Source organism: Nocardia miyunensis NBRC 108239 (assembly GCF_001613065.1).
GTDB lineage: Bacteria > Actinomycetota > Actinomycetes > Mycobacteriales > Mycobacteriaceae > Nocardia > Nocardia miyunensis.
On the sequence record NZ_BDBQ01000114.1, the window covers coordinates 1 to 24,268 of the forward strand.

The following is a 24,268-nucleotide window of genomic DNA, read 5'->3' on the forward strand; positions in this document are numbered from 1 at the left end:
GCCCGCGGCCCTTGCGGTCCAGATGCACCACGCGCACGTTGTCCAACTCTTCGCACAACACCTTGGCGACGACCAGGGTGGCGTCGGTGGAGGCGTTGTCGGCGATGGTGATCCGCGCGCTGAACGGGAATCCGTCGCCGAGGAATGCGTGCAGGCGACGCACGCACATGCCAAGGTCGCACTCCTCGTTGTAGACCGGGATCACGATGTCCAGCACGGGCGTCACTACGGCATCGTCCGGATCGCACTCGTGAGCGGCCGTCGCGGTGTCGGTCATGGTGTCCACCGTGTTACAACATTCTTGGGCGTGGCTGCGGCTGAGCTGGGAAATCGCTGGGAGACTCGCCGCAGGGGTTGCGAAATCCCGGTTTCGATCAAAGACTATTTGCCGCGATCATCCGAATGTAACCGCCACAGCGGTGAGACGGGGCCGTGTCCGGCACCAAGATCATACGACGCGGCCAGGCAGCGCGTGGTCCACTCCTTACCGAATTCCACCGCCTCGGGGACGGTGTAGCCGTGCGCGAGCGCGCAGGCGGTGGCCGCGGCCAGGGTGTCGCCGCCGCCGTGGTCGTTGCCGGTGTCGATGCGCGGGGCGGACAGTTCGACGAACGTCTCCCCGTCGTAGAGCAGATCGGTGCTGGACGTCGACGAACGCAGATGCCCGCCCTTGACGATCGCCCAGCGCGGTCCCAGCCCGTGCAGCGCCTCGGCCGCCTTGCGCGCCGTGCGGTCGTCCACGACGTCGATTCCGGTGAGCAGCCGCACCTCGTCCAGATTCGGGGTGATCAGGGTGGCGCACGGAATCAGCGTGTGCCGCAACGCATCCAGCGCCTCGGCGTGCAGCAGCGGATCGCCGTGCATCGAGGCCGCGACGGGATCGACGACCAGCGGGATGTGCCCGTCGCGGCCGATGCCCAGTTCCAGGCACACGTCCGCGACCGCCTCGATGATGGCGGTCGAGGCGAGCATGCCGGTCTTGGCCGCGCCGATGCCGATATCGCTCACCACCACGCGCACCTGATCGGCGACCACCTCGGGCGGGATCTCGTGAAATCCGCTGACGCCCACCGAGTTCTGCACGGTCACCGCCGCCACCGCGACGCAGGCGTGCACGCCGAGCATGGCCATCGTGCGCGAATCGGCCTGGATGCCCGCGCCGCCACCGGAATCGGTTCCGGCGATGGTCAGTGCGCGAACCGGGGTGCGGCCGTCGGGGGTCAGCGGCAGGAGTCTCACACCCTCAGACATTACGTCCCGCCGATTGGGACCCGCCGCAACGCTATCTAATGAAAACGATTATCATTTGCCTGTGACCGCATCGACGAACGCTCCACTGCCCGTGACCGTCCTGTCCGGATTCCTCGGCGCGGGCAAGACGACCCTGCTCAACCACCTCCTGGCCAACCGCGAGGGCCGCCGCGTCGCGGTGATCGTGAACGATATGAGCGAGGTGAACATCGATGCGGCCCTGGTCGCGGGCCAGGCGAGCCTGGACCGGACCGAGGAGAGACTGGTCGAGCTCACCAACGGCTGCATCTGCTGCACGCTGCGCGAGGATCTGGTCGAATCGGTCGGCGCGCTGGCCCGCGAGGGCCGTTTCGATCAGCTGGTGATCGAATCGACCGGCATCTCCGAACCGATGCCGGTCGCGGCCACCTTCGAATGGGAATTCGAGGACGGGTTCCGGCTCGGCGATATCGCGGCGATATCGCGCGGCTGGACACCATGGTGACCGTCGTGGACGCCTCCACCTTCCTGGCCGAAGTGGTGGGGGGCCAAGCCCTCGCCGACCGGGATATGCAGGCCGCGCAGGGCGACGAGCGCAGCATCGCCGATCTGCTGATCGATCAGGTCGAATTCGCGAATGTGCTGGTACTCAACAAGATCGATCTGGTGAGCGCGAATGCCGCGGGCACCGTGGAGGCGACGATCAAGCGGCTGAATCCGGCCGCGCGCATCGTGCGCTCCGCACACGGCGTCGTCGAACTGGCCGAGGTGCTCGACACCGGCCTTTACGACCCCGACATCGCTGCCCGATCCGACGGCTGGGAAGACGAAATCACCGGTGGGCACACCCCGGAAACCGAGGAATACGGCATCAGCGGCCTGACCTTCACCGCCGATCGCCCCTTCCATCCCGAACGCCTGGAATCGGCTCTGGCGCAACTACATCGGCTGCTGCGCAGCAAGGGCTTCTGCTGGCTGGCGAGCCGTCCCGACGTCGCGGCGCTCTGGTCCCAGGCGGGCCCCAACCTGACCTTCGAGGCGGCCGCGTACTGGACCTCGCTGGAGATGCCGCCCGGCCAGGAACTCGTCTTCATCGGCGTCCGCCTGAACCGCCCGCACATCCGGGATCTGCTGACCGCCGCCTTGCTGACCGACGCCGAAATGGCAGCCGGATCTGTTGTCTGGCAACAGTATCCGGATCCGTTTCCGGCGTGGGGCGAGCTGCACGAACACGCATGAGGGGCGCGTTCGTGCAGCTCGGCCGGCTTGCTCGAGGGTCGATTACCGCAGCATCACATCACACGTGGAGGCGAAGAACTCGCCCGTCTTGCCGCCGTTTCCACCGTCCGGAGTGTCCGGCCCGCCGTGGCCGCCCCAGATCTGCACGATCGCCGCTCGCCCGGTCCGCCGCGGGAACGACGCGAACTCCCACTTGCTGGAGTCCTCTTCCCGGTGCGAGCCCTGTACCTCGACCAGGAACGGGATCGGCTCCAAGTCGTTCCAGCTCAGGCCGTTGGCCGGATCCCAGCCCGCACGGGTGATGAACCACCGGTGGGACCAGGACTCGTTCGTGTGATACGCGGTGTAGTCATAGGTGAAGGTCTGAGTGGCGGCGGAGGTGTCCAGCTCGGTCAGGGGCCAGTCTCCCAGCGTGGCGTCCGGTGCCAGATCCAGCCCGCGGAAGGCCGGATTACCTGTCGACGGCACGGCGCTGTTCTCGAAGAACTTGCGGTATTCGAGATACTTTCCCGCGTAGTTCCACGGGTAATCCGCCAGCATCCGCTCGGCTCCCGGCACCACCTCCTGCCAGACCGTGCTGGTGTTCAGGCGGCGCGCCTCGGCACAGATCGGCGAAGGGTCCGAGTCCCGGATGGCAACGGCCGCACGGCTGCGCGGGTGATCGACCGTGCCGTGGCGCGGCGACGCATCCGGGCCCGCAGAACGCTCTCGGGGCTGTGGCGGAGCCGACCACGGACGAGCGCCTCCCAAACCGGCAGTCACCTCGTTGGAGAAGTCGGTGAACTGGCCATCGGACCGGGCGCGGATCTTCACACGGTATTCGACGTCCGGGTCCTCGCCCAGGTCCACCCAGTGGGAATTGGACGGCGCCCAGTCCCAGGCGGGCCAGTAGAGGAAGACCGTCTGGCGCACCTCGCCGTTGATCCACACCTCGTAGAGCTGTGGATAGGGCGCGTCGCCGTTGTTCCAGTCCGCCGGAGGCGGCCAGGCCCCCTGGTCGGGTGAGTTCTCTCCGATCCGCCACCGCAGGCTGAGACCGTACATCGTGTGCTTACCGTCATCGCGGTACATGCCTTCGGCGCGAAGATCAGAGGGGGTAGTGCCCTGGGAGCCGCTCATAAGTGTCTCCTCTGTCGATGGAATCCACCCTTGTAGGCCGCCCCCGGCGGGGGCGGGTACGTCGCAACGGTGATGCCTCGGACGAACATTGAGCCCCGGGTCCGGACAGTGGTGTGACCCGCTGCCCGGACGTGGTGGCGGAATTCAGCGTGGCCGGACTACGGAATCCGGTCCGGGGTAGATCAGGCCTTCCTGACCGTCGTCGAACCGCACCACATACGGCGGGGCACCATCGTCCCCTCGGATCTCGAGGATCTCGGCGCTGTGGTCTGCCATCCCGACACTTCGGCCCGGGACCGTGATCTGGTCTCCGACGTTGGCGCGCATAGTGCAACCTCCCTCTGAGCAGTCGTCGTGCATCAGTCGAGCAGGCACTTGCGTCAAACAGTATGAAGCACGAACACGATCTCATGAGCGGAATCGGGCCCGCCCCCAATCGACCGCGGGTATGCGGCAACGGCTATCCCGTCGGCACAGGCAGGACTCATAATCCGCCGAGTCGCGCGAGCACGTCGAACGCGGTTTCGGCGGACCGGTGCAACGTCCCGATCTCGCCCACGGTCGCGTCGTGGACAGCCGGGTTCTGTAGTGCCAGCCCGTTGCCGAACACGATCACGTTGTAGCCGTCGTCCGCCGCCCGGAGCATGGGTCCCGTCGCAACGCCTTGCCCGACAAGCGAATCCAGACCTTCGCCGAGGAAGTAGAACCGCCACAGCGGCCCGATGTCGACGCCGTAGGCCGTCTTGGTGCGATCGACGATCGAGAGCCCCTGCCCGGCGATCGCGTCGACGATTGCGAAGTGGTCGTCCGCATCCTCCGCCCGCCCGCCCACCGCCGCGACCGAATACGCCAGATCGACCGTGAGGTGGGCGTTGTAACCGGCCATCGCCACCCGGGCGCCGGAGATGCCACAGTCCGCCGCCAGCGAAAAATACTGTGCCCAATGCGGTTCCACGGTCCCGCCGGTGAATTCGCGATGGAAGTCGACCAGCAGCCGCCGCGCGAGCTCCGAGCTGACCGCGTGCGCGTAGGCGGGGTGGACGAATGCCGCCGGGTCACGCTGCAACGGCATCACGGCCTGCTGCTCGGACAGATCGAGCCCGATCAGAAACAGTCCTCGCCGGTCCCGATGCTTCACCAGAATGTCGGTGATGCGGTGATGCCGATCCATGACATCGGTCAACCGCCGCATCGGGGTGCCCGACAAGGTGCTCGTGTCCGACAGCGCGGCAATCGCGCGGACCTCGCGGTCGGACAATGGGCTCCCACAGCCCGCGGTAGCGACCGACGGCACCTCGGCCGCCGCCGGAGCGACGCCGAAAGCTACAGCGGCACAAGCCATCCCGGCCAGCGCCGACCTCACAACCCCAACCCGGACCATCCCGGTCCTCTCCTCGCTCTCGTGTGCGATTGCAGACCCCCACCGCAGTCGGGGCAATGAGATCATCACGACAAGCCCCACGCACTCTAGCGTCATACGAGGCGAACTGGCCGTGCCACACGGCACCGCGATGGAATTGGCACATGAGCTCGGCAGACGTGCGAGCGCCCGGTCGGCTGAGTCCGGCTGAGCGGCGCCGGGAATCACCGAATCCCGGGTCCGTCGTCCCGGAGGAGGTCGGGGTCAGGCGGGACCCCGACCTCCGCGGGGAGGCCGGAACCGGGATCGGTTGTGGGAGAAGGGGTTACGAGACGACCGGGAGGTAGACCCGGTTGCCCGTGTCGGCGAATTCGGCGGACTTCTCGGCCATGCCCGCTTCGATCGCGTCGATATCGGTGAGGCCGTGGCTCTCGGCGTATTCGCGGACGTCGGCGGAGATGCGCATGGAGCAGAACTTCGGGCCGCACATGGAGCAGAAGTGCGCGGTCTTGGCGGGTTCGGCGGGGAGGGTCTCGTCGTGGAATTCCCTGGCGGTGTCCGGATCCAGGGACAGGGCGAACTGGTCGTGCCAGCGGAATTCGAAGCGCGCCTTGGACAATGCGTCGTCACGGTCCTGGGCGTGCGGCAGACCCTTGGCGAGGTCGGCCGCGTGCGCGGCGATCTTGTAGGTGATCACGCCGGTCTTCACGTCGTCGCGGTTGGGCAGGCCCAGATGTTCCTTCGGCGTGACGTAGCACAGCATCGCGGTACCGGCCTGGGCGATGATCGCCGCGCCGATCCCGGAGGTGATGTGGTCGTACGCGGGCGCGATATCGGTGGCCAGCGGGCCGAGCGTGTAGAACGGGGCCTCCTCGCACAGCTCCTCCTCGAGCCGCACGTTCTCCACGATCTTGTGCATCGGCACGTGACCGGGACCCTCGATCATCACCTGCACGCCATGGGATTTCGCGATCTTCGTCAGCTCGCCCAGGGTGCGCAGCTCGGCGAACTGGGCCTCGTCGTTGGCGTCGGCGATCGAGCCGGGACGCAGGCCGTCACCCAGGGAGAAGGTGATGTCGTACTTCGCCAGGATCTCGCACAATTCCTCGAAGTGCGTGTACAGGAACGATTCCTGATGATGCGCCAGGCACCACGCGGCCATGATCGAACCGCCGCGCGAGACGATCCCGGTGACCCGCTTGGCCGTCAGCGGCACGTAGCGCAGCAGCACCCCGGCGTGCACGGTCATGTAGTCCACACCCTGCTCGGCCTGCTCGATCACGGTGTCGCGGTAGAGTTCCCAGGTCAACTCGGTCGGATCGCCGTTGGTCTTCTCCAATGCCTGATAGATCGGCACGGTGCCGACCGGGACGGGCGAATTGCGCAGGATCCACTCCCGGGTCTCGTGGATGTTCTTCCCGGTGGACAGATCCATGATGGTGTCCGCGCCCCAGCGCGTGGCCCACACCATCTTCTCGACCTCCTCGGCGATCGAGGAGCTCACGGCCGAATTACCGATGTTCGCATTGATTTTCACCGCGAACCTCTTGCCGATGATCATCGGCTCGGATTCGGGATGATTGTGATTGGCCGGAATCACCGCGCGTCCCGCGGCCACCTCGTCGCGCACCAATTCGGGTGAAACCCCTTCGCGCGCAGCGATATACCGCATCTCACTGGTGACGATGCCCTGCCGCGCCCAGGCCAGCTGGGTGGGCGGACCGGCGACGTCGGGCTTGGCCCAGCCGTCACGCAGCTTGGGCAGACCGGCGTCGAGATCGATCACGGCCGCATCGTCGGTGTACGGGCCCGAGGTGTCGTAGACATCGAAGTGCTCACCGTTGGTGAGATTGACTCGCCGCACCGGAATGCGCAGGTCATCGACCTGCTGATAGTGCTTGACGCTGCCCTGGATGGGGCCGGTGGTGACAGTCTCGACGGTGCCCTGGGCATGATTCGGTGACATGTTGAAGCCTCCCTACGCCGGCATTACCCGGTCAGGTTCGAACGGTCGACGGCCCTGATTCGCCCGAATGGGCTAGCCGTCCTCTCAGCCCGCTGGTGCGAGCCCCCGCATGTTCGGTTGTGGTTCCCGGCCGAGCGTACATGTCCGCGTCGGGATGCGTCAGCGGACCCGGGCGGAAATTTCGGGGCGCGGGGCGCAGGTCCTGTCGTGCGGCATCCGGGGGATGAACCCTCGGCCGCCTATGGATAACTTCTGGCAAATTATCGGATGTGAAGACCGGTACGCCTGTGAGCGGACGGCAACAGCCTGCTGGGCAGGTAGGTCTGTTAACGATTCGGGATACCGTGACCTTACGGTTGCGTAGCCTGACAGTTGTACGGCAACCTCCAGTTGTAACTGTCGACCAGTGTGCGCGGCCGGATTCGCGGATGGAGTTTCGTCCTCGCACGCTGCAATTGCGCCGAGGAGGCAGGTCCGTGTCGCACTACAAGGCGAACGTTCGTGACATCGAGTTCAACTTGTTCGAGGTGCTGGGAATCGGGGAGCTGCTGGACGGCGGCGCCTACGGCGACCTGGACGCCGACACCGCGCGGGGCATGCTGGGCGAGGTGCTGCGCCTGGCGGAGGGCCCGGTCGCCGAGTCGTTCGTCGACGCCGACCGCAACCCCGTCACCTTCGATCCCGCCACCCACTCCGCCATCGTGCCCGATTCCCTGCGCAAGACCGTGGCCGCGGTGAACGAGGCGGGTTGGTCGGGGCTGGGCATGCCGGAGGGGATCGGCGGTGTCCCCGCGCCGTCCCCGCTGATCTGGGCGACGCAGGAAATGCTTGTGGCAGCGCACAATTCGGCGAGCTTCTTCAATATGGGCCCGCTGATGCACGAGGTGCTGTTCCGCGAGGGCACGCCTGAGCAGCAGCGCTGGGCCACGCACGCGTGGGAGAATCGCTGGGGCGGAACGATGGTGCTCACCGAGCCCGACGCCGGATCCGATGTGGGCATGGGCCGTACCAAGGCGACCCAGCAGCCGGACGGCACCTGGCACATCGAGGGCGTCAAGCGATTCATCTCCGGCGGCGACGTCGGCGACACCGCGGACAACATCATCCACTTGACCCTGGCCCGCCCCGAGGGCGCGGGCCCGGGCACCAAGGGCCTGTCGCTGTTCGTGGTGCCGAAATTCCTGTTCGATCCGCAGACCATGCAATTGGGCGAGCGCAACGGGGTGTACGTCACCAACCTCGAGCACAAGATGGGCATCAAGTCCTCGCCCACCTGCGAATTGACCTTCGGCGCGGACCATCCCGCGATCGGCTATCTGGTGGGCGATGTGCACAACGGCATCGCGCAGATGTTCAAGGTGATCGAGCACGCCCGGATGATGGTGGGCGTGCTGTCCGCGGGCACGCTCTCGACCGGATATCTGAATGCGCTGGAGTACGCCAAGACTCGCGTCCAGGGCGCGGATCTGACGCGCAACTCCGACAAGGCCGCGCCGCGCGTCACCATCACCCACCACCCGGACGTGCGCCGCAGCCTGGCATTGCAGAAGGCGTATTCGGAGGGGCTGCGCGCGCTGTACCTGTACTGCTCGGCGTATCAGGACCTCGATGTGGCGCAGGCGAATTTCGGCGCGGACGCCGATGTGGCCGCGCGGGTGAACGATCTGCTGCTGCCGGTGGTCAAGGGCGTCGGATCCGAGCGCGCGTACGAGACGCTCACCGAATCGCTGCAGACCCTGGGCGGCTCGGGATATCTGCAGGACTACCCGATCGAGCAGTACATCCGCGATGTCAAGATCGACTCGCTGTACGAGGGCACCACCGCGATCCAGGCGCAGGACTTCTTCTTCCGCAAGATCATTCGGGACAAGGGCGTCGCGCTGGGACATGTGGCCGGGCTGATCGGCAAGTTCGTCGCGGCCGACGAATCCGCACTGAAGGCCGAGCGGGAACTGCTCGGTGCGGCACTGGCCGATGTGCAGGCGATGGCGGCGGCGCTCACCGACTATCTGATGGCGTCCCAAGAGAAGCCGGAGGAGATCTACAAGGTTGGCCTGGGCTCGGTGCGCTTCCTGCACGCGGTCGGCGATCTGGTGATCGGGTGGCGGTTGCTGGAGGGGGCGAAGATCTCGCTGGTCGCGCTCGAGGGCAGCCCGACCGAGAAGGACCGGCTCTTCTACACCGGAAAGGCCGCTGTCGCTTCGTGGTTCGCGAAGAATCAGTTGCCGCTGCTCAGCAGCGTGCGCACGGTGATCGAGAACCTCGACAACGACATCATGGAGCTGGAAGAGGCCGCGTTCTAGGACGATGCGGTCCGCTGGAAACGAATGACCGTGCCCCTCGGTCGCTTCGGCCGAGGGGCGCGATCGCGTTCGCGGCAGGTGTGTCGGGAGACGCGCCGGGAAATACGGACGAACTTCGCGTACAGACCGGATGGTCACGCCCGCTACGGGGTACAACTAGCACATGGTGTTCCCGGTGGAGTTCGGCTGGATTCAAGTGCTGCTGGGACTGCTGTTCGCGGTCGCGCTCGTTCTGCTGGTCACGGCGCTGTTCAAGGCGCGCCGGGCCGGATGGCGAGTCCTGGCCCGAAGGGGAAGCGGCGCACTGGTATTGGTGCTGATCGCGGTGCTGATCCTGTGGGTGACCACGCTGCTGCAGGCCTATCTGGGTCTGACCGGTGAGGTGAAGGCGGCGCACGTGGTCGCGAAAACCATTGCCAACAGCCCACATACCCTCGACGTCGAGGTGACCGTCTACGGCGACCGCGACCACGCCGACACCCACGCCAGCTACCTCGTCGAGGGCGACATGTGGGCACTGCAGGCCGATATCGTCGAACTCGAACCCTGGATCAACGCCCTGGGCTTCCACTCCGGTTACAAACTCACCCGCCTGTTCGGCGAACGCCAGGACGGCGTCGCGGTGAAACAGAACCAGATCTTCCTGGGCGGCAGCGACCGGGACTTCTTCGCCGACATGCAGAACCACACCTGGTACACCAACCCGTTCGTCCGCTCCGCCTACGGCAACGCCGTGATAGCCACCACCGGCAGCTACGACGTCTACATCTCCCAGGACGCCATCAAGACCCGTCCGGCCTGAGCGACACGGGTCATTCCGGGTCCGCCGGGTCCGTGTCGAGGTCCCGGAGTTCCGCGACGACCGGGGCGTGATCGGACGCGCCCTTGCCCTTGCGCTCCTCGCGGTCGACTCCGGCGTCGGTGACGCGAGCGGACAGGGCGGGGGAGGCGAGGATGAAGTCGATGCGCATGCCCTCCTTGCGGGGGAAGCGCAATTGGGTGTAGTCCCAGTAGGTGTAGACGCCGGGGCCGGGGGCGAAGGGACGCATGACGTCGGTGAAACCGGTTTCGGTCATGGCCTCGAAGGCCGCGCGTTCCGGTTGGGACACATGGGTTTTGCCCTCGAAGACGTCCATCGACCACACGTCGTCGTCGGTGGGCGCGATATTCCAGTCGCCGACCAGTGCGATCTGCGCGTCCGGGCTTTCGGTCAGCCAGTGCGCGCCCGAATCACGCAGGGCGGCAAGCCATTGCAGCTTGTACGTGTAGTGCGGATCGTTCAGGGCGCGGCCGTTGGGGACGTACAGGCTCCACACGCGGACCCCGCCGCAGGTCGCGCCGATCGCGCGGGCCTCGACCACCGGCGCGGGCAGCAGCGATGTCTCGGCGTCCTTGTCGAAGCCGGGTTGTCCGGGGAAGGCGATCTCCACGTCGTCCAGGCCGATGCGCGAGGCGATCGCCACCCCGTTCCACTGGCTGAATCCGACGTGCGCGACCTCGTAACCGGCGTCTTCGAAACGTTCGGAAGGGAATTGGTCGTCGCGGCACTTGGTCTCCTGGATCGCCAGCACGTCGATGTCGGCGCGGTCGAGCCAGGCGATCACCCGATCCACCCGGGACCGAATCGAATTCACGTTCCATGTCGCCAGACGCACTGCCGGCTCACCTCTTTCGCTTCCCGGCCGGGCGCGGCCGTGCGGACACCTCAGTCGGGCGCGGCGTACCGGTACCGATGGTGTTCGACGAAGCCCATCTCCCGATACAGCGCCAACGCCCCCGTATTCTCCACCTCCACTTGGAGATAGGCGTGGGTGGCGCCGCGCCGGTGACCCCAGCGGATCAGCTCCGCGCAGACCAGCGTGCCCAGTCCGTGGCGGCGGTGCGGCGCGGCGACCGCGACACTGCTCAACCCGACCCAGTGACGGCCGTCCGGCGCGACGGTGACCGCGCCCCGCCCGATCGCCAGCGTGCTGGGGATACCCAGTGCGGCGAAACCCACCTCACCCTGATGGACGGCGGTCAGCACGTCCCGATCCGCTTCCACGGGGGCGACCGGCGTGGTGTCCTCCCCCTTGAAACGATGCAGATCCAGCCAGGCCGCATTCGGTTCGGAATCGATGCGCACCATCGAAGGGCCTTGCGGCAGAACGAAATTGTCGATATCGATACCGAGAACCACCACCTCGCCCCAGGTGTGGAATCCGGGCAGTTCCGGGGCCAGCCGGTCGGGCAGCGCCAGTTGCATCGGCAGATCGCGCTCGGCGTACCACTCGGCGATCCGGGTCAGCGCGCCCGGCGTCAACTGCACCGGGCCGCCCGCGGTCCCCAGCGGCAGAGCCGAATTCGCCCGTCGCGTATAGCCGTTCCCGGCGCGCACCAGCCAGCCGTCGATCCAGGCCCGTTCCGTGCCCGGCCACCCGTCCGCCGCCGCGGACTCCAGCGCCCGGATCTCGCGCGTGCGAATCGGCCTGGGCGCCAACGTCCTCGCCGCGACGACCCGTTCGGCCGGAACGGTCACCGTGCCGCCGTCCGGGGTCCGCACGGTGAGCGGATCGAGCGTCACCAGTTCGCCGATGACATCGGTGAACTGATGCGAATCATCGGCGGGCAGGCGATAGCGGACCACCACGCGCCGCCCCGGAACCAGGTCGTCGGGCTCAGTCGTCATGTCCGAACGGATCCGGTACCGATCCGGGCAGCCAACTCGAACCCGGTGCGCCCCAACCGTTTCGCTTGATCGCCTTCTTCGCCGCGCGGGCGTTGCGCCCGATCAGCACGTCGACGTAGAGGAATCCGTCCAGATGCCCCACCTCGTGCTGCAACATGCGGGCGAAGAAACCGTTGCCCTCGATTTCGACCGGAGCGCCCTTCTCGTCGGTGCCGGTCACCCGCGCCCAGTCGGCCCGGCCGGTGGGGAACTGCTCACCGGGCACCGACAGGCAGCCCTCCTCGTCGTCATCGGGATCGGGCATGGTCTCGGGAATCGCCGAGGTCTCCAGCACCGGATTCACCACCGCGCCGCGACGGCGGTTCACCGTGCCGTCCGCGTCGACGTCGGGGCAGTCGTAGACGAACAGGCGCAACGCCACACCGACCTGATTCGCCGCCAGGCCAACACCATTGGCCGCATCGAGCGTCTCGTACATGTCCGCGATCAGCTCGGCGAGCTCGTCCGGTGACTGGGTGACCGGTTCGGTCGGATTGTGCAGCACCGGATCGCCGACGATGCGAATGGGGAGAATCGCCATGGTGGCATACTTTACGCGGCGCCGTGGCGGGCCCCGACACGCCGTGTGACACATCTTGTATCTCCGGTATCCGTGGTTCAATGAGCCACGACGTATCGTCTGGTGGTTACTCGGCGAGGGAGCATTATGGACAGCGCAGCGGCCCGGAATCTTTCCGCAAGCGAGGACAGCTCTTCCGCGGGCGAGGTCCTCGGCACACCGGATGTGGAACAGCTCGTCGACGGCCTCGGTCGTCGCGAGCTCGAGATCCTCGACTTCGAGCGCAAATGGTGGAAGTACGCGGGAGCCAAGGAAGAGGCCATCCGCGAACTGTTCGGCATGTCCGCCACCCGCTACTACCAGGTGCTCAACGCCGTCGTCGACAAGCCCGAGGCGCTGGTCGCGGACCCGATGCTGGTCAAGCGTCTGCGCCGGTTGCGGGCGAGTCGTCAGAAGGCCAGGGCGGCACGGCGACTGGGCTTTCAGGTGTGATCCGCGCGTTCGGATGCACGGACCGTTAGGGTTGCAACCGTGAGCAACCAGAATCCGGCCCCGGGTGGACTGCCGCTGCGTGCGCTCGCCATGGTGTTGATCGCGGTGGCCATCGTCTTCGCGGGCCTGGGTGCGATGTCCCTGACGCAATCGCAGGCCGACAGCTCGGCGTCCTCGGATTCGGCCACCACCACGAGCGCGCAGGCCGCGACCACCTCGGCGCAGGCGGCTGCCGCCTCGACCTCGCACAGCGCGTCGTCCTCGGCGGCCGCCACGACCACGACCACGACGACCACGACCGCCGCCGGGGCGGTCGACAAATCGATTCCGGTGCGGGTGCTCAACAACAGCACCGTCGCGGGACTGGCCGCGAAGACCAAGACCAAGCTCACCGCGAACGGCTGGAACGTCACCGGGACGGGCAACTACGCCAGCGGCGTGTTGTCGAAAACCACTGTGTTCTACGAGAATTCGCCACATCAGCAGGCGACCGCCCAGGCGATCGCGAGTCAGCTCGGCGGGATCGCGCAGCCCCGCACCTCCGCGCTCTCCGGGTCGGCCCCGGGCATCATCGTCATCGTCACCGACGGCTGAGCCGGTGGCACGAAGCCACGCGCCTACACTGCGTAGTAGCCCCGCGCCTGCACCGCATAACGGCTCTGGCATCATCTTGTCGGGTAACGAATCTGTCCTCCCGGCTTTACTCGTAAACTCGGTACTCGTAAAGGAGTTCTCCGATGGCCCCGTTCACGACACGCCGCCCATCGTGGCGGATTGTGACCCCGGTGCTGGCGGTAGCGGTCTTCGGTCTCGCAGCCTGCACCAACAGTCAAGAGTCGAGCAATGTCAAGGGAACAACGCCGCCGGTGTGGACAGGCACGGCGGGTCCGTCCGGTGCTGAGAAGCCCGCATCGGGCGATTCGGTGTCGGTGCAGCTGAGGGACCCCTTCCGCGCCACTCTCGGCACGGCCACCTTCGTCAAATCCGGTGATCATCTGGAGTTGACCGTCGACGCGCACGGCCTGCAGCCGGGATTCCACGGCCTGCACATCCACCAGGTCGGCAAGTGCGAGGCGAATTCGGTCGCCCCCGCGGGCGGCGCGCCCGGCAACTTCCTGTCCGCGGGCGGACACCTGCAGGTCGGGGATGCGCACGCGATGCCCGCCAGCGGTGATCTGACCTCGCTTCAGGTTCGCCAGGATGGCACGACCCACCTGGTCACCACGACCGGCGCCGTCACGCTGGACCAGATCAAGGGCAAGGCCCTGATCATCCACGCGGGCGCGGACAACTTCGGCAACATTCCGAATCGATACACCCAGGCCAACGGCACGCCCGGCCCGGACGCCGAGACCCAGGCGACCGGCGACGCGGGCGGGCGTGTCGCCTGCGGTGTCATCGGGTAAGCGAGTAGGTGATGGGCGGGGCAAGCATCAGTCAGGTTTCCTGGAACAGCTCGCCCCGCCCGACGCTCGGCGTCGAGTGGGAGATCGCACTCGTCGACAAGCAGACCCGCAATCTGTCCAATACCGCCGCGGCCGTATTCGACGCGGTCGGGGATCTGCGCGCCCATGACGGCAGGCCGCAGCTCACCAAGGAGCTGCTGCGCAACACCGTCGAGATCATCAGCGGAGTGCACGACACCGTCGGCGAGGTCGTCGACGACCTGCGCGGCACCATGGATGCCGTGCGCCGCGCCGCGGATCGGATCGGCGTGGATCTGTTCTGCGCCGGAACCCATCCGTTCGCCCAGTGGTCGGCTCAATTACTCACTCGCACAGAGCATTACGACGAGCTGATCGATCGCACCCAGTGGTGGGGGCGGCAGATGCTGATCTGGGGCGTGCATGTGCACGTGGGAGTTTCCCATCCGGAGAAGGTCTTTCCGATCCTGAACACGCTGCTGCTGGCCTATCCGCATCTGCTGGCGTTGTCGGCCTCCTCGCCGATGTGGACGGGTGTGGACACCGGCTATGCCAGCAATCGGGCGATGATGTTCCAGCAGCTGCCGACCGCCGGACTGCCGTTCCAGTTCGAGAACTGGTCGCAGTTCGAGGCTTTCGTGCGCGACGAGACCAAGACGGGCGTGTTCGAACAGCTCGGCGGTATGCACTGGGATATCCGGCCCGCTCCGAAGTGGGGCACCATCGAGGTCCGGGTCTGTGACGGAGTCCCCAGTCGCGCAGAGCTTTCCGCGCTCGTCGCGCTCATCCACTGCCTGATCGTGGATATCGATCGCCGGGTCGAGGCCGGTGAGACATTGCCCACGCTGCCGCCCTGGCATGTGCAGGAGAACAAGTGGCGCGCAGCGCGTTACGGGCTCGACGCGATCATCATCACCGATGCGGACAGCAATGAGCGTCTGGTGACCGAGGACCTGTCCGAGATGCTGAATCGGCTCGAGCCGACGGCCAAACAGCTCGGCTGCGAGCGCGAACTCGCCACGGTCGCCGACATTCCCGAGCGGGGCGCGTCCTACCAGCGGCAGCGTCGTGTCGCGGCCGCTGCCCAGGGGGATCTGGTTGCGGTGGTGGACGCGTTGGTCAGGGAACTCGAGCGCTGATCCCGGTCCGGGCCAATCCCCTACCAGACGCCGTTGATTCAGTTACTCAGGGGGGTGGCGTTCACCACGTGTTTACTATGGGTCCGTGCTTCTCGACGATCCTCGCGCCGGTTACGACGGCGATTCGCGCCGCGGCTGGTTTCGAAGGCCGTCGAGCCGGGCCCGGACCGCCGTCGCGGTTGCGGCGGTGCCGCTGCTGCTGACCGTGTTGCAGATCGTGGCCTCGCGCAACGGTTTCGAGGGTCCGCTGCAGAGTGTTTGGCACGACTACTTCGGGACGCCCAAATCGATGTCGATGCCGTGGGCGGGGCTCGCGCTGGCGCTGGTCGGGTTGTCCTGGCGGCGGCGGTTCATCACGCTGGGAATCGCGATCGTGCTGGATGCGGTGATCGCCGGTATCCGTGCGGCACTGGGCGGTCCGTTCACCTTCGGCAACGGCGCGGTGATCACGCTGACCGGTCTGGCGCTGGTGGCCTGGCTGGGCTGGGAGGGCCGCGACAAACGCAACGCACTGCACGCGGCCGCGCTGGGTGCGCTGCTGATCCTGGCCACCAAGGTCGGTGACGTCTGGCTGCACGTCACTGTGATGGCCGGGCCGAATGTGCTGGATCGGTATGTGGCGCTGGCCGATCGCGCGCTCGGCGAGCCGTCCTGGGCCGTGGCGCGGATACTCGATTCGCTCGGTCCCGTGCCGCCCGCGGTGCTGCACTGGGTCTATATCGAACTGCCCGTCGCGGCGATGGTGATCGCGGTGTGGCAGCTGCGGCACGTGGCCTCGGCGTCGAATCGCACGGGCGCGTGGCCGAATCACTATCTGGTGCGGACCTTCCTGGTGCTCGGTCTGGTCGGGCCGCTCATCTATGTGCTGTTCCCCGTGGTGGGGCCGATGTTCGCCTTCGCCGCCGACGGGCACGGGATGCAGATCGGCAATTTCTGGCCGCATCACCTGCCGCCGTTCGATCACCGGCCCGCCGCGATGCGGTTCGACGCGTTCACCCCGCGCAACTGCGTGCCCTCGATGCACGCGGCCTGGTCGACGTCGATATTCCTGCACTCCCGCCGCGACGTCGACGGCTCGCCCGCACCCCGCTGGCTGCGCTGGGGCGGAGCGTTCTGGGTGCTGGCGACGCTCGTGGCCACCCTGGGCTTCGGTTATCACTACGGCTCGGACCTGATCGCGGGCGCGGTCCTGTGCCTCACCGTCGAATCGGCCCTGCGTGACCCCGAACGCGGCTGGAACCGCACTCGCGTCCAGATCGTTGTCGCGGGCGCTGTCTTGTTCACCGCCCTCCTGCTGGCCTTCCGCTATCTGCCCCTGTGGATGGCCCAGCACCCCGTCCCCGCGGGCCTGATCCTCCTGCTGCTCGTAGCCGCCTACGCCCGCGCCTTCCACAACACCTGGTTCGCCCATACAGCGATCGACAGCAGGACCGCCAGCATGGATGACGCCCTCACTCGGTAGACCGGCGGTGTGCCACCCGCAGGTGGCACACCACAGCGCTTGCTCCTGGCCCGGGACCACGGCAGGTTTCACCGAGGCTTCAGTTCGAGCGGGAAGCCGAATCGCCGGCCCGTACTTGCCCGCTCATGGATCGACCGATAGTCGAATGGAACAACACCGCAGGTCACCGGCTTAAGCCAACTCCAAGGCCGTGGCCCGGGTCGATTCTGGACTGAGCGGAGGGAGGGAAGAATCGGCCCTTGGGGGGCCGCGGCCCGCCGGAGCGAAGCGGAGGCAAAATAATACTGTGCTGTCGTTGACTACCCGACTGAACCGTTCGGCTGCGGATGCGCGGCGGGGGGTGGTGCGGGTACATCCGGAGGCGCTGGCGGCGCTGGGGCTGCGGGAGTGGGACGGGATCACCGTGATCGGGTCGCGGCGGACCGCGGCGGTGGCGGGGGTCGCCCCGGCGGGGACTCCGGCGGGGGTCGTGCTGCTCGACGACGTGACGTTGTCCAATGCGGGGGTGCGGGAGGACGCGACCGTGGCGGTCTCTCCGGCAACGGTTTTCGGGGCGCGGCGGATCTCGGTGACCGGATCGGCGCAGGCGATGCGATCGGTTGCGGAGGCGACGTTGCGGCAGGCGCTGCTGGGGAAGGTCGTCACGGTGGGCGATACCGTGTCGCTGCTGCCGCGCGACCTGGGGCCGGGGACCAGCAACGCGGCGGCCTCGCAGGCGCTCTCGCGGACCTTCGGCATCGCGTGGACCTCGGAGCTGCTCACCGTCACCGCGATCGATCCGGGGCCCGGGCCGGTGAGTGTGCAGCCCAACAGTGCCGTCGTCTGGGGCCCGGGCGTTCCGTCGGCGGAGGCGTCGCACGATCCGGGTGGCGCGCCGGAATCACTCGCCGAGCCGGGGGCGCGAATTACGGTGCGGGAGCGCCCTTCCGCGGTCCCGGTCGCCGAACTCGCGGGCGTGCGCGCGCAGGCCGCGAAACTGACCGAATGGCTCAGCCTCGCCCTGGACGAGCCCGAACTGCTGAAAACCCTCGGTGCGCCACCGCATCTCGGCGTCCTGATCACCGGTCCGGCCGGCGTGGGGAAGGCGACGCTGGCCCGCGCGGTGTCCACGCCGCGTCGCATCGTGGAACTCGACGGACCGGCCGTCGGCGCGACCGAGAGCGGCACCCGGCTGCGGGAGGTCGCCCTCGCGGTGTCCGAGATCGGTTCCGGCGCGGGCGGTGTGCTGTTGATCACCGATATCGACGCGCTGCTCCCGGCCGATCGCGAACCGGTGGCGACATTGATCCTGGATCAGCTGCGCGCCGCGGTCGCGACACCCGGAGTCGCCTTCGTGGCCACGACTTCTCATCCGGCGGGCATCGACTCCCGTTTGCGCGCACCGGAACTGTGCGATCGTGAGGTCGCGCTGACCCTGCCGACCGCGGCCGTGCGCAAGGACCTGCTGGCGCTACTGTTGCGCAAGGTGCCCACCGATGATCTGGTGTTCGATGAGATCGCCTCGCGCACACCAGGTTTCGTGGCTTCCGATCTGGCGGCACTGTGTCGGGAGGCGGCGTTGCGGGCGGCCTCGCGGGCCAGCCGGGAACATTCCGATCCGGTGCTGACCCAGCCGGACCTGGTCGGCGCGCTCGAGGTGATTCGCCCGCTGTCGCGTTCGGGCACGGAAGAATTGGCGATCGGCAGTCTCAGCCTGAACGACGTCGGCGATATGACGGAGACCAAACAGGCCCTGACCGAATCGGTGCTGTGGCCGCTGCGGCATCCGGACTCCTTCGCCCGTCTCGGCATCGATCCGCCGCGCGGTGTGCTGCTCTACGGCCCGCCCGGGTGCGGCAAGACATTCCTGGTCCGCGCGCTCGCCGGCAGCGGTCAGCTCAGCGTGCACGCGGTCAAGGGTGCGGAGCTGATGGACAAATGGGTCGGCTCCTCCGAGCGCGCGGTTCGCGAATTGTTCCAGCGCGCACGCGATTCCGCGCCCTCGCTGATCTTCCTGGACGAGGTGGACGCCCTCGCGCCGCGCCGCGGCCAGAGCGGCGACTCCGGCGTCGGTGACCGCGTCGTCGCCGCACTGCTCACCGAACTGGACGGCGTGGAACCGCTGCGCGAGGTCGTCGTGGTCGGCGCGACCAATCGCCCCGAACTGATCGATCCCGCACTCATGCGCCCCGGCCGCCTCGAGCGCCTGGTGTTCGTCCCGCCGCCCGACGCCGCCGGTCGCGCCGACATCCTGCGCACCGCCGGCCGCTCGGTCCCCCTCGCCGCCGACGTGAACCTCACCGACCTGGCCGCGACCCTCGACGGCTACTCCGCCGCCGACTGCTCGGCCCTCCTGCGCGAAGCGGCCCTGGCGGCCATGCGCCGCGACGTCGATGCCGCCGACGTCACCGCCGCCGACGTGGCCGCCGCCCGCGCGACCGTCCGCCCCTCCCTCGACGCGGCCCAGGTCGAATCCTTGCGCGCTTACGCCGAACACCGCGCCGCCGACATCTGACCACTGCTCACACAGCCGACATCCGGCCCGGACGGCGCGAATTGCGCGTAACCGGCACGTCCCCGATGGAGTGTTTCGTCTCACAGGTAGTTTTGCCTGGTGCGCACTCCTCATGCCGCGGTGGAGATGGTCACGGCCTTCGTGTCCACGTTGGTTGCCGGGATGTCGCTGTTGCTGCCGATCGACTTCGCGTGGTCGTCGGAATCGACCCCGCTGCAGCTGGATATGCTCGCGTTCAGCGTGCCGCGGGCGATCGCGATGGGCGCCATCATCGCGGTGCTGGTCGCGGTGTTCGCCACGACGGTCAACCATGCGCTGGCGGCCTGGGGGACGGCCCTGGCCGGCGTGGTGATCATGCTGATCAACCATCTAGCGGGCCACGGCGCGAGTCCGGTCGCGCCGCTGTCCACCCTGAACTTCGTGGATTCGATCGCGGGCGGCATGCTGCTCGGCGGGATCGCGGCCGCGGTGCTGCGTGGGCGGATGCAGGTGTTCGGCTGGACGCTCGGCGCGCTGACCAGCTTCGTCATCGCCGCGGCGCTGCCGGCGGCGCATTCGGCGAATCCGTACGAGCCCGTTCCCGCGCACTGGTCGTCGGTGGACTATCCGCCGCTGTGGCTGATCGAGGTGACGCTCGTGCTGGTCGCGATCGGCACGTTGGTCAACCGTCGGCGCAGCGGTATCGAGCGACGCGCGTTCGAACTGCCGATGGCCCCGATCGTGGCGGGCGTGCTCTACATCGGCGCGGCCCTGCTCGGCTCGCAATGGCTGGCCGGGCAGAACGTGAACGGGACCGATATCGTGCTGGCCGTGGCGATAACGGCCGTCACCGCGACGATAGCGGCGATGTTGCTGCCGCGTCGGGACGGCACCCTGGTTCTGCTCGCGGTCGCACTCTCCTCGGTCGGCAGCGCGATCGTCCCGACGCAGGTGCCGGGCTGGTCGGCGTGGATCCTGGTGGCTCTGCTGGCGTTGGGGATCCTGCTGGGGTTCCGGTATCCAGCGCCCTTGCTGGCGATGGCCGCGCTGGCTGTGCTCGCGGTGGCGGGCGCGTTGAGCTCCGGTGATCACGGGCGCCTGCACGTCGCGGCGATCGGCGCGGCCCTGGCGCTCATCGCCGGATTCAGCTTCGGGTGCGCGGCGCCGCGGTACAACCCGACCCGCGTGCTGGGCGTCGCGATCGTCCTGGGCTCCTCGGTTGTGCTGGCGACCCGCGGTCGCGGTGAGTTCGGCACCGCGGTCATCGGGGGCGCCCACTGGAGTTCGGCTCCCGCGCCGATGGCTCAGTCGGCCGGCGCGTACTGGGTGGCCCTGGCCATCACGGTCTGCTGTGCGCTGTCGTTGCTGGCGCTGCGACATTGGCGCAAAGTCACCGGGCTGCCACGGCAACCCGTCGAATCCGAAGAATTGCCTGGAGATAGCTAAACGGCATATAAGGTTGGGTTTCCGCCGGTCGTGGCGAAGCGGTGTCTGTGACGCCAAGTAAGCTCGACCTCACTCCACCCCGCCCCCGACCGACGGAGTGATGTTTGCTCGCCATCCTGCTCGCACACGCGGCCGCGGCTCTCCTCGCGCCGCCGTGCGTTCGGATGTTCGGCAGACGCGGCTTCTACGCGCTGGCCCTGGCCCCGCTGGGCGGCCTGGTCTGGGTACTCGCGCACTGGAACGACGGACAGGCCGTGCGCATCGAATGGGCGCCCGACATCCACATGGATCTGGACCTGCGCCTGGATTCGCTCGCCTGCATCATGTCGGTGCTGGTGCTGGGCATCGGGACATTGATCCTGGCTTATTGCGCGAGCTATTTCGACGATGCCGACCGCCAGCGCCTCGGCATCTTCGCCGGGTACATGGTCGCTTTCTCCGGGGCCATGTTCGGCCTGGTGACCAGCGACAACATGATCCTGATGTTCACCTTCTGGGAGGTGACGACGGTCCTGTCCTTCCTGCTGGTCGGCCATCACGCCGAACAGACCGCGGGCCGTCGCGCGGCCCTGCAGGCGCTGCTGGTGACCGGTGCGGGCGGGCTGACGATGCTGGTCGGCATCATCATGGTCGGCGAGGGTTGCGGCAGCTACCGCCTCTCGGAGGTGGTGCACCGCGCGGATCCGCACTCCTGGTCGACCGGTGTCGCGGTGGTGCTGATCCTGATCGGCGCGCTGAGCAAATCGGCGATCGTGCCGCTGCACTTCTGGCTGCCCGGTGCGATGGCCGCGCCGACGCCGGTCAGCGCCTACCTGCACGCCGCGGCCATGGTGAAGGCCGGTGTGTACCTGGTCGCGCGCCTGGCGCCGGTGTTCGCGGTCGCCGCGCCCTGGCACCCGATCCTGCTCACCCTCGGCCTGCTGTCGATGATCCTGGCCGGTCTGCGATCACTTCAGGTGTACGACCTGAAACTGGTGCTCGCCTTCGGCACGGTCAGCCAGCTGGGTTTCATGATCGTGCTGGTCGGCATCGGCACGCCGGACGCCGCCCTGGCCGGTGCGGCGATGATCGTGGCGCACGCGATGTTCAAGGCATGCCTGTTCATGGTCGTGGGCGTCATCGATCACAGTGCCGGAACCCGCGATATGCGCAGGCTGTCCGGGCTCGGCCGACGCGCGCCGCTGCTGTGCGGTACCGCGATCCTGGCGGCGTTGAGCATGGCGGGCATTCCGCCGCTGTTCGGATTCGTCGGCAAGGAGAGCGCGCTGGCCGCGATCATGGGCGCGAGCGATCTGTCCGGGCCGGTGAAGATCGCGGAGACTTTCGGCGTGGTCGTCGGGTCGATGTTCACCGTCGGTTACAGCATCCGATTCCTGTGGGGCGCGTTCGGGTCCAAGTCCGGCTCACCTGCGTCGCAGGACGTTCCCGAGCCCGAAATCGCCTGGCACCGACCGAGTTTCGCGTTCGTCGCCCCGGCGAGCCTGTTGGCGCTGGGCGGCCTGGCCGCCGCCCTGGGCGCATCCTGGCTGGACCGGCTGCTGCGCCCCTACGCGCGGACCCTGCCGGGGCCCGAGCCCACCCATCTGGCGCTGTGGCACGGCTGGGGGCAACCGCTCACGCTGTCCATGATCGCCATCGCCTGCGGTCTGCTGCTGTTCGAGATCCGCGACCACATCGGCGAATCCGCGACGCCGCGGCTGGGCAACGCCGACCGCGTCTACGACGCGACCCTGCGCGCGATGGATCAGCTCTCGCTGCGCATGACCGGTGCGACACAGCGCGGTTCGCTCCCGCTCAACCAGGCGCTGATCCTGATCACCCTGATCATCCTGCCCGTCGCGATGCTCCTGGCCGGTGCCCGCTCGAAAGTCGCACTGCGCCTGTGGGATTCACCGTGGCAGCTGGTGATCGGCGTGATCGTGGTCATGATGGCGCTGGGCGCGACGGTGATGCGCAATCGCCTGGCCGCGGTGCTGCTGGTCGGGGTGACCGGATACGGCTGCGGCGGTATCTTCGCCCTGCACGGCGCGCCCGACCTCGCGCTGACCCAATTCCTGGTCGAGACACTGACATTGGTGATCTTCGTGCTGGTGCTGCGCAAATTCCCCGCGGAGGTGCAGCCGGACAGTATCGCGAAGTTCAAGGTGCGGCGCGCGATTCTGGCGGCGCTGGTCGGCGCGACGGTCGCGGGTCTGGCCGCCTTCGCGATCGCCGCCCGCGACACCGATCCGATCTGGCATCAGATCCCTTCGGCCGCATACGAATTCGGCGGCGGGAAGAACGCGGTGAACGTCCTGCTGGTGGATATCCGCGCCTGGGACACCCTCGGCGAGATCTCGGTCCTGCTGGTCGCCGCTACGGGCGTCGCCTCGCTGATGTTCCGCAGCCGCCGTTTCGGCACGCTGCCGCGAGTCGCCGATGCCCCCGGTTACACCCCCGACCCCAGCCGCAGCTACTGGCTGACCGCCTCACCGCTGGTCGCGCGGCGGCATCGCTCGATGGTGCTGGCGATGACTACCCGCCTGCTGTTCCCGACGATCATGGTCCTGTCGGCGTACTTCTTCTTCTCCGGTCACAACGCGCCCGGCGGCGGGTTCGCCGGTGGGCTCACCGCCGGATTGGCCCTGGTACTGCGTTATCTCGCGGGCGGGCGGTACGAATTGGCCGAGGCGCTGCCGGTGGACGCCGGACATCTGCTCGGCGCGGGCCTGGCGCTGGCCGCCGGGACCGCGACCGGGTCGCTGCTGCTGGGCGCGCCGCCGCTGTCCTCGGCGATCATCCAGGTGACCGTGCCGTTCTTCGGACACGTCAAATTGGTCACCGCGATGCTGTTCGACCTGGGCGTCTATCTGATCGTCGTCGGTCTCGTGCTGGACGTGCTGCGCAGCCTCGGCGCGCGGCTGGACACCGAGGAACCCGCCGTCCCGTCCGTCGCGCCACACGTCGACGACACCGCCGCGGTGCGCTCGCCCGACCCGGCACAGGAGGTCCGGTGACCGCGAACATCACCATGCTCGTCCTGATCGGCGTCACCGTCGCCTGCGCGGTGTACATGGTGCTCGAACGCGCGGTGTCGAAGATGCTGCTCGGGATGATCCTGTTCGGCAACGCGGTGAATCTGCTGATCCTGACCGTCGGCGGCCGGGACGGCCGGCCGCCGATCCTCGGCGAGACCGATCGGGTGCATCACGGCACCTCCGATCCGCTGGCCCAGGCGATGGTGCTGACCTCGATCGTGATCACCATGGGCCTGGCCGCCTTCGTGCTCGCGCTGGCCTACCGCTCCTACGCCCTGACCACCACCGAACAGGTCCCGGACGACCCCGAGGACGTGAAGGTCGCCAAGCGTCGCGAGGGGGAGGATCCGGAACAGTGAGCGAGCTTGCGA

At 67.7% G+C, this 24,268-nt stretch carries 20 protein-coding genes and 1 pseudogene; 12 read left to right on the forward strand and 9 right to left on the reverse strand.

All coding sequences use genetic code 11. The annotated features are described in order from the left end of the window. Nucleotides 1-277: glycosyltransferase (locus tag NM2_RS41275; protein ID WP_157121740.1), on the reverse strand; the 277-nt coding region annotated here is incomplete at its 3' end. 104 nt (nucleotides 278-381) lie between these two features. After that, nucleotides 382-1,239, reverse strand: coding sequence for a bifunctional hydroxymethylpyrimidine kinase/phosphomethylpyrimidine kinase (thiD, locus tag NM2_RS41280; RefSeq protein WP_067681664.1), 858 nt, complete (start codon nucleotides 1,237-1,239; stop codon nucleotides 382-384). 73 nt (nucleotides 1,240-1,312) lie between these two features. On the opposite strand from thiD, the pseudogene NM2_RS41285 reads away from it, so the two are divergent. After that, nucleotides 1,313-2,469: pseudogene (locus NM2_RS41285) on the forward strand (GTP-binding protein). 42 nt (nucleotides 2,470-2,511) lie between these two features. On the opposite strand, the gene NM2_RS41290 reads toward NM2_RS41285, so the two are convergent. From NM2_RS41290 to thiC, 4 genes are all read right to left on the reverse strand, one after another. After that, entirely contained in the window at nucleotides 2,512-3,588 is a 1,077-nt protein-coding gene (locus tag NM2_RS41290) for a lytic polysaccharide monooxygenase auxiliary activity family 9 protein (RefSeq protein ID WP_084532075.1), read from the reverse strand. A 144-nt stretch (nucleotides 3,589-3,732) separates the two neighbouring features. Continuing rightward, on the reverse strand, nucleotides 3,733-3,948 hold the full coding sequence (locus NM2_RS41295; RefSeq protein ID WP_369690363.1) for a DUF1918 domain-containing protein: 216 nt from the start codon (nucleotides 3,946-3,948) through the stop codon (nucleotides 3,733-3,735). A gap of 124 nt (nucleotides 3,949-4,072) precedes the next feature. After that, entirely contained in the window at nucleotides 4,073-4,846 is a 774-nt protein-coding gene (locus tag NM2_RS41300) for a DUF5995 family protein (RefSeq protein WP_245718486.1), read from the reverse strand. A gap of 427 nt (nucleotides 4,847-5,273) precedes the next feature. After that, entirely contained in the window at nucleotides 5,274-6,914 is a 1,641-nt protein-coding gene (gene thiC, locus NM2_RS41305; RefSeq protein WP_067681678.1) for a phosphomethylpyrimidine synthase ThiC, read from the reverse strand. Between the two features lie 476 nt (nucleotides 6,915-7,390). Between thiC and NM2_RS41310 the strand changes: the two genes are divergently transcribed. Beyond that, complete coding sequence (locus tag NM2_RS41310; RefSeq protein WP_067681765.1) at nucleotides 7,391-9,217, forward strand: acyl-CoA dehydrogenase; 1,827 nt, start codon at nucleotides 7,391-7,393, stop codon at nucleotides 9,215-9,217. A 163-nt stretch (nucleotides 9,218-9,380) separates the two neighbouring features. Next, on the forward strand, nucleotides 9,381-10,019 hold the full coding sequence (locus tag NM2_RS41315; protein WP_067681681.1) for a hypothetical protein: 639 nt from the start codon (nucleotides 9,381-9,383) through the stop codon (nucleotides 10,017-10,019). Nucleotides 10,020-10,029: 10 nt separating this feature from the next. On the opposite strand, the gene NM2_RS41320 is transcribed toward NM2_RS41315, so the two are convergent. From NM2_RS41320 to NM2_RS41330, 3 genes are read right to left on the reverse strand one after another with little or no spacing between them, the layout of a single operon-like run. Continuing rightward, entirely contained in the window at nucleotides 10,030-10,872 is an 843-nt protein-coding gene (locus NM2_RS41320) for an exodeoxyribonuclease III (RefSeq protein WP_067681683.1), read from the reverse strand. A gap of 50 nt (nucleotides 10,873-10,922) precedes the next feature. Then, nucleotides 10,923-11,885 (reverse strand): N-acetylglutamate synthase, CG3035 family, encoded by a 963-nt coding sequence (locus NM2_RS41325; protein WP_067681687.1) that lies wholly within the window; start codon nucleotides 11,883-11,885, stop codon nucleotides 10,923-10,925. Beyond that, nucleotides 11,875-12,465: a peptide deformylase gene (locus NM2_RS41330; protein ID WP_067681690.1), complete on the reverse strand. Its 591-nt coding sequence runs from the start codon at nucleotides 12,463-12,465 to the stop codon at nucleotides 11,875-11,877. The genes NM2_RS41325 and NM2_RS41330 overlap by 11 nt, the downstream gene beginning before the upstream one ends. 126 nt (nucleotides 12,466-12,591) lie before the next feature. On the opposite strand from NM2_RS41330, the gene napA reads away from it, so the two are divergent. From napA to NM2_RS41375, 9 genes are all read left to right on the forward strand, one after another. Further along, on the forward strand, nucleotides 12,592-12,936 hold the full coding sequence (gene napA, locus NM2_RS41335; protein WP_067681693.1) for a nucleoid-associated protein NapA: 345 nt from the start codon (nucleotides 12,592-12,594) through the stop codon (nucleotides 12,934-12,936). Between the two features lie 39 nt (nucleotides 12,937-12,975). Continuing rightward, on the forward strand, nucleotides 12,976-13,530 hold the full coding sequence (locus tag NM2_RS41340; RefSeq protein WP_245718487.1) for a LytR C-terminal domain-containing protein: 555 nt from the start codon (nucleotides 12,976-12,978) through the stop codon (nucleotides 13,528-13,530). 143 nt (nucleotides 13,531-13,673) lie between these two features. Beyond that, complete coding sequence (gene sodC / locus NM2_RS41345) at nucleotides 13,674-14,342, forward strand: superoxide dismutase[Cu-Zn] (protein WP_067681696.1); 669 nt, start codon at nucleotides 13,674-13,676, stop codon at nucleotides 14,340-14,342. An 11-nt stretch (nucleotides 14,343-14,353) separates the two neighbouring features. Continuing rightward, on the forward strand, nucleotides 14,354-15,499 hold the full coding sequence (locus NM2_RS41350) for a glutamate--cysteine ligase (RefSeq protein WP_067681698.1): 1,146 nt from the start codon (nucleotides 14,354-14,356) through the stop codon (nucleotides 15,497-15,499). Nucleotides 15,500-15,584: 85 nt separating this feature from the next. Beyond that, on the forward strand, nucleotides 15,585-16,961 hold the full coding sequence (locus NM2_RS41355) for a phosphatase PAP2 family protein (protein WP_067681700.1): 1,377 nt from the start codon (nucleotides 15,585-15,587) through the stop codon (nucleotides 16,959-16,961). A gap of 286 nt (nucleotides 16,962-17,247) precedes the next feature. Continuing rightward, nucleotides 17,248-19,455 (forward strand): AAA family ATPase, encoded by a 2,208-nt coding sequence (locus tag NM2_RS41360; protein WP_067681703.1) that lies wholly within the window; start codon nucleotides 17,248-17,250, stop codon nucleotides 19,453-19,455. 99 nt (nucleotides 19,456-19,554) lie between these two features. Then, nucleotides 19,555-20,880, forward strand: a complete 1,326-nt coding sequence (locus tag NM2_RS41365) for a hypothetical protein (protein WP_067681706.1) — start codon at nucleotides 19,555-19,557, stop codon at nucleotides 20,878-20,880. Between the two features lie 104 nt (nucleotides 20,881-20,984). Continuing rightward, nucleotides 20,985-23,876 carry a Na+/H+ antiporter subunit A gene (locus NM2_RS41370; RefSeq protein ID WP_084532076.1) on the forward strand — a complete coding sequence of 964 codons (2,892 nt, stop codon included), beginning with the start codon at nucleotides 20,985-20,987 and terminating at the stop codon, nucleotides 23,874-23,876. Continuing rightward, nucleotides 23,873-24,256 (forward strand): Na(+)/H(+) antiporter subunit C, encoded by a 384-nt coding sequence (locus NM2_RS41375; RefSeq protein WP_067681713.1) that lies wholly within the window; start codon nucleotides 23,873-23,875, stop codon nucleotides 24,254-24,256. The genes NM2_RS41370 and NM2_RS41375 overlap by 4 nt, the downstream gene beginning before the upstream one ends. Nucleotides 24,257-24,268 lie beyond the last annotated feature (12 nt).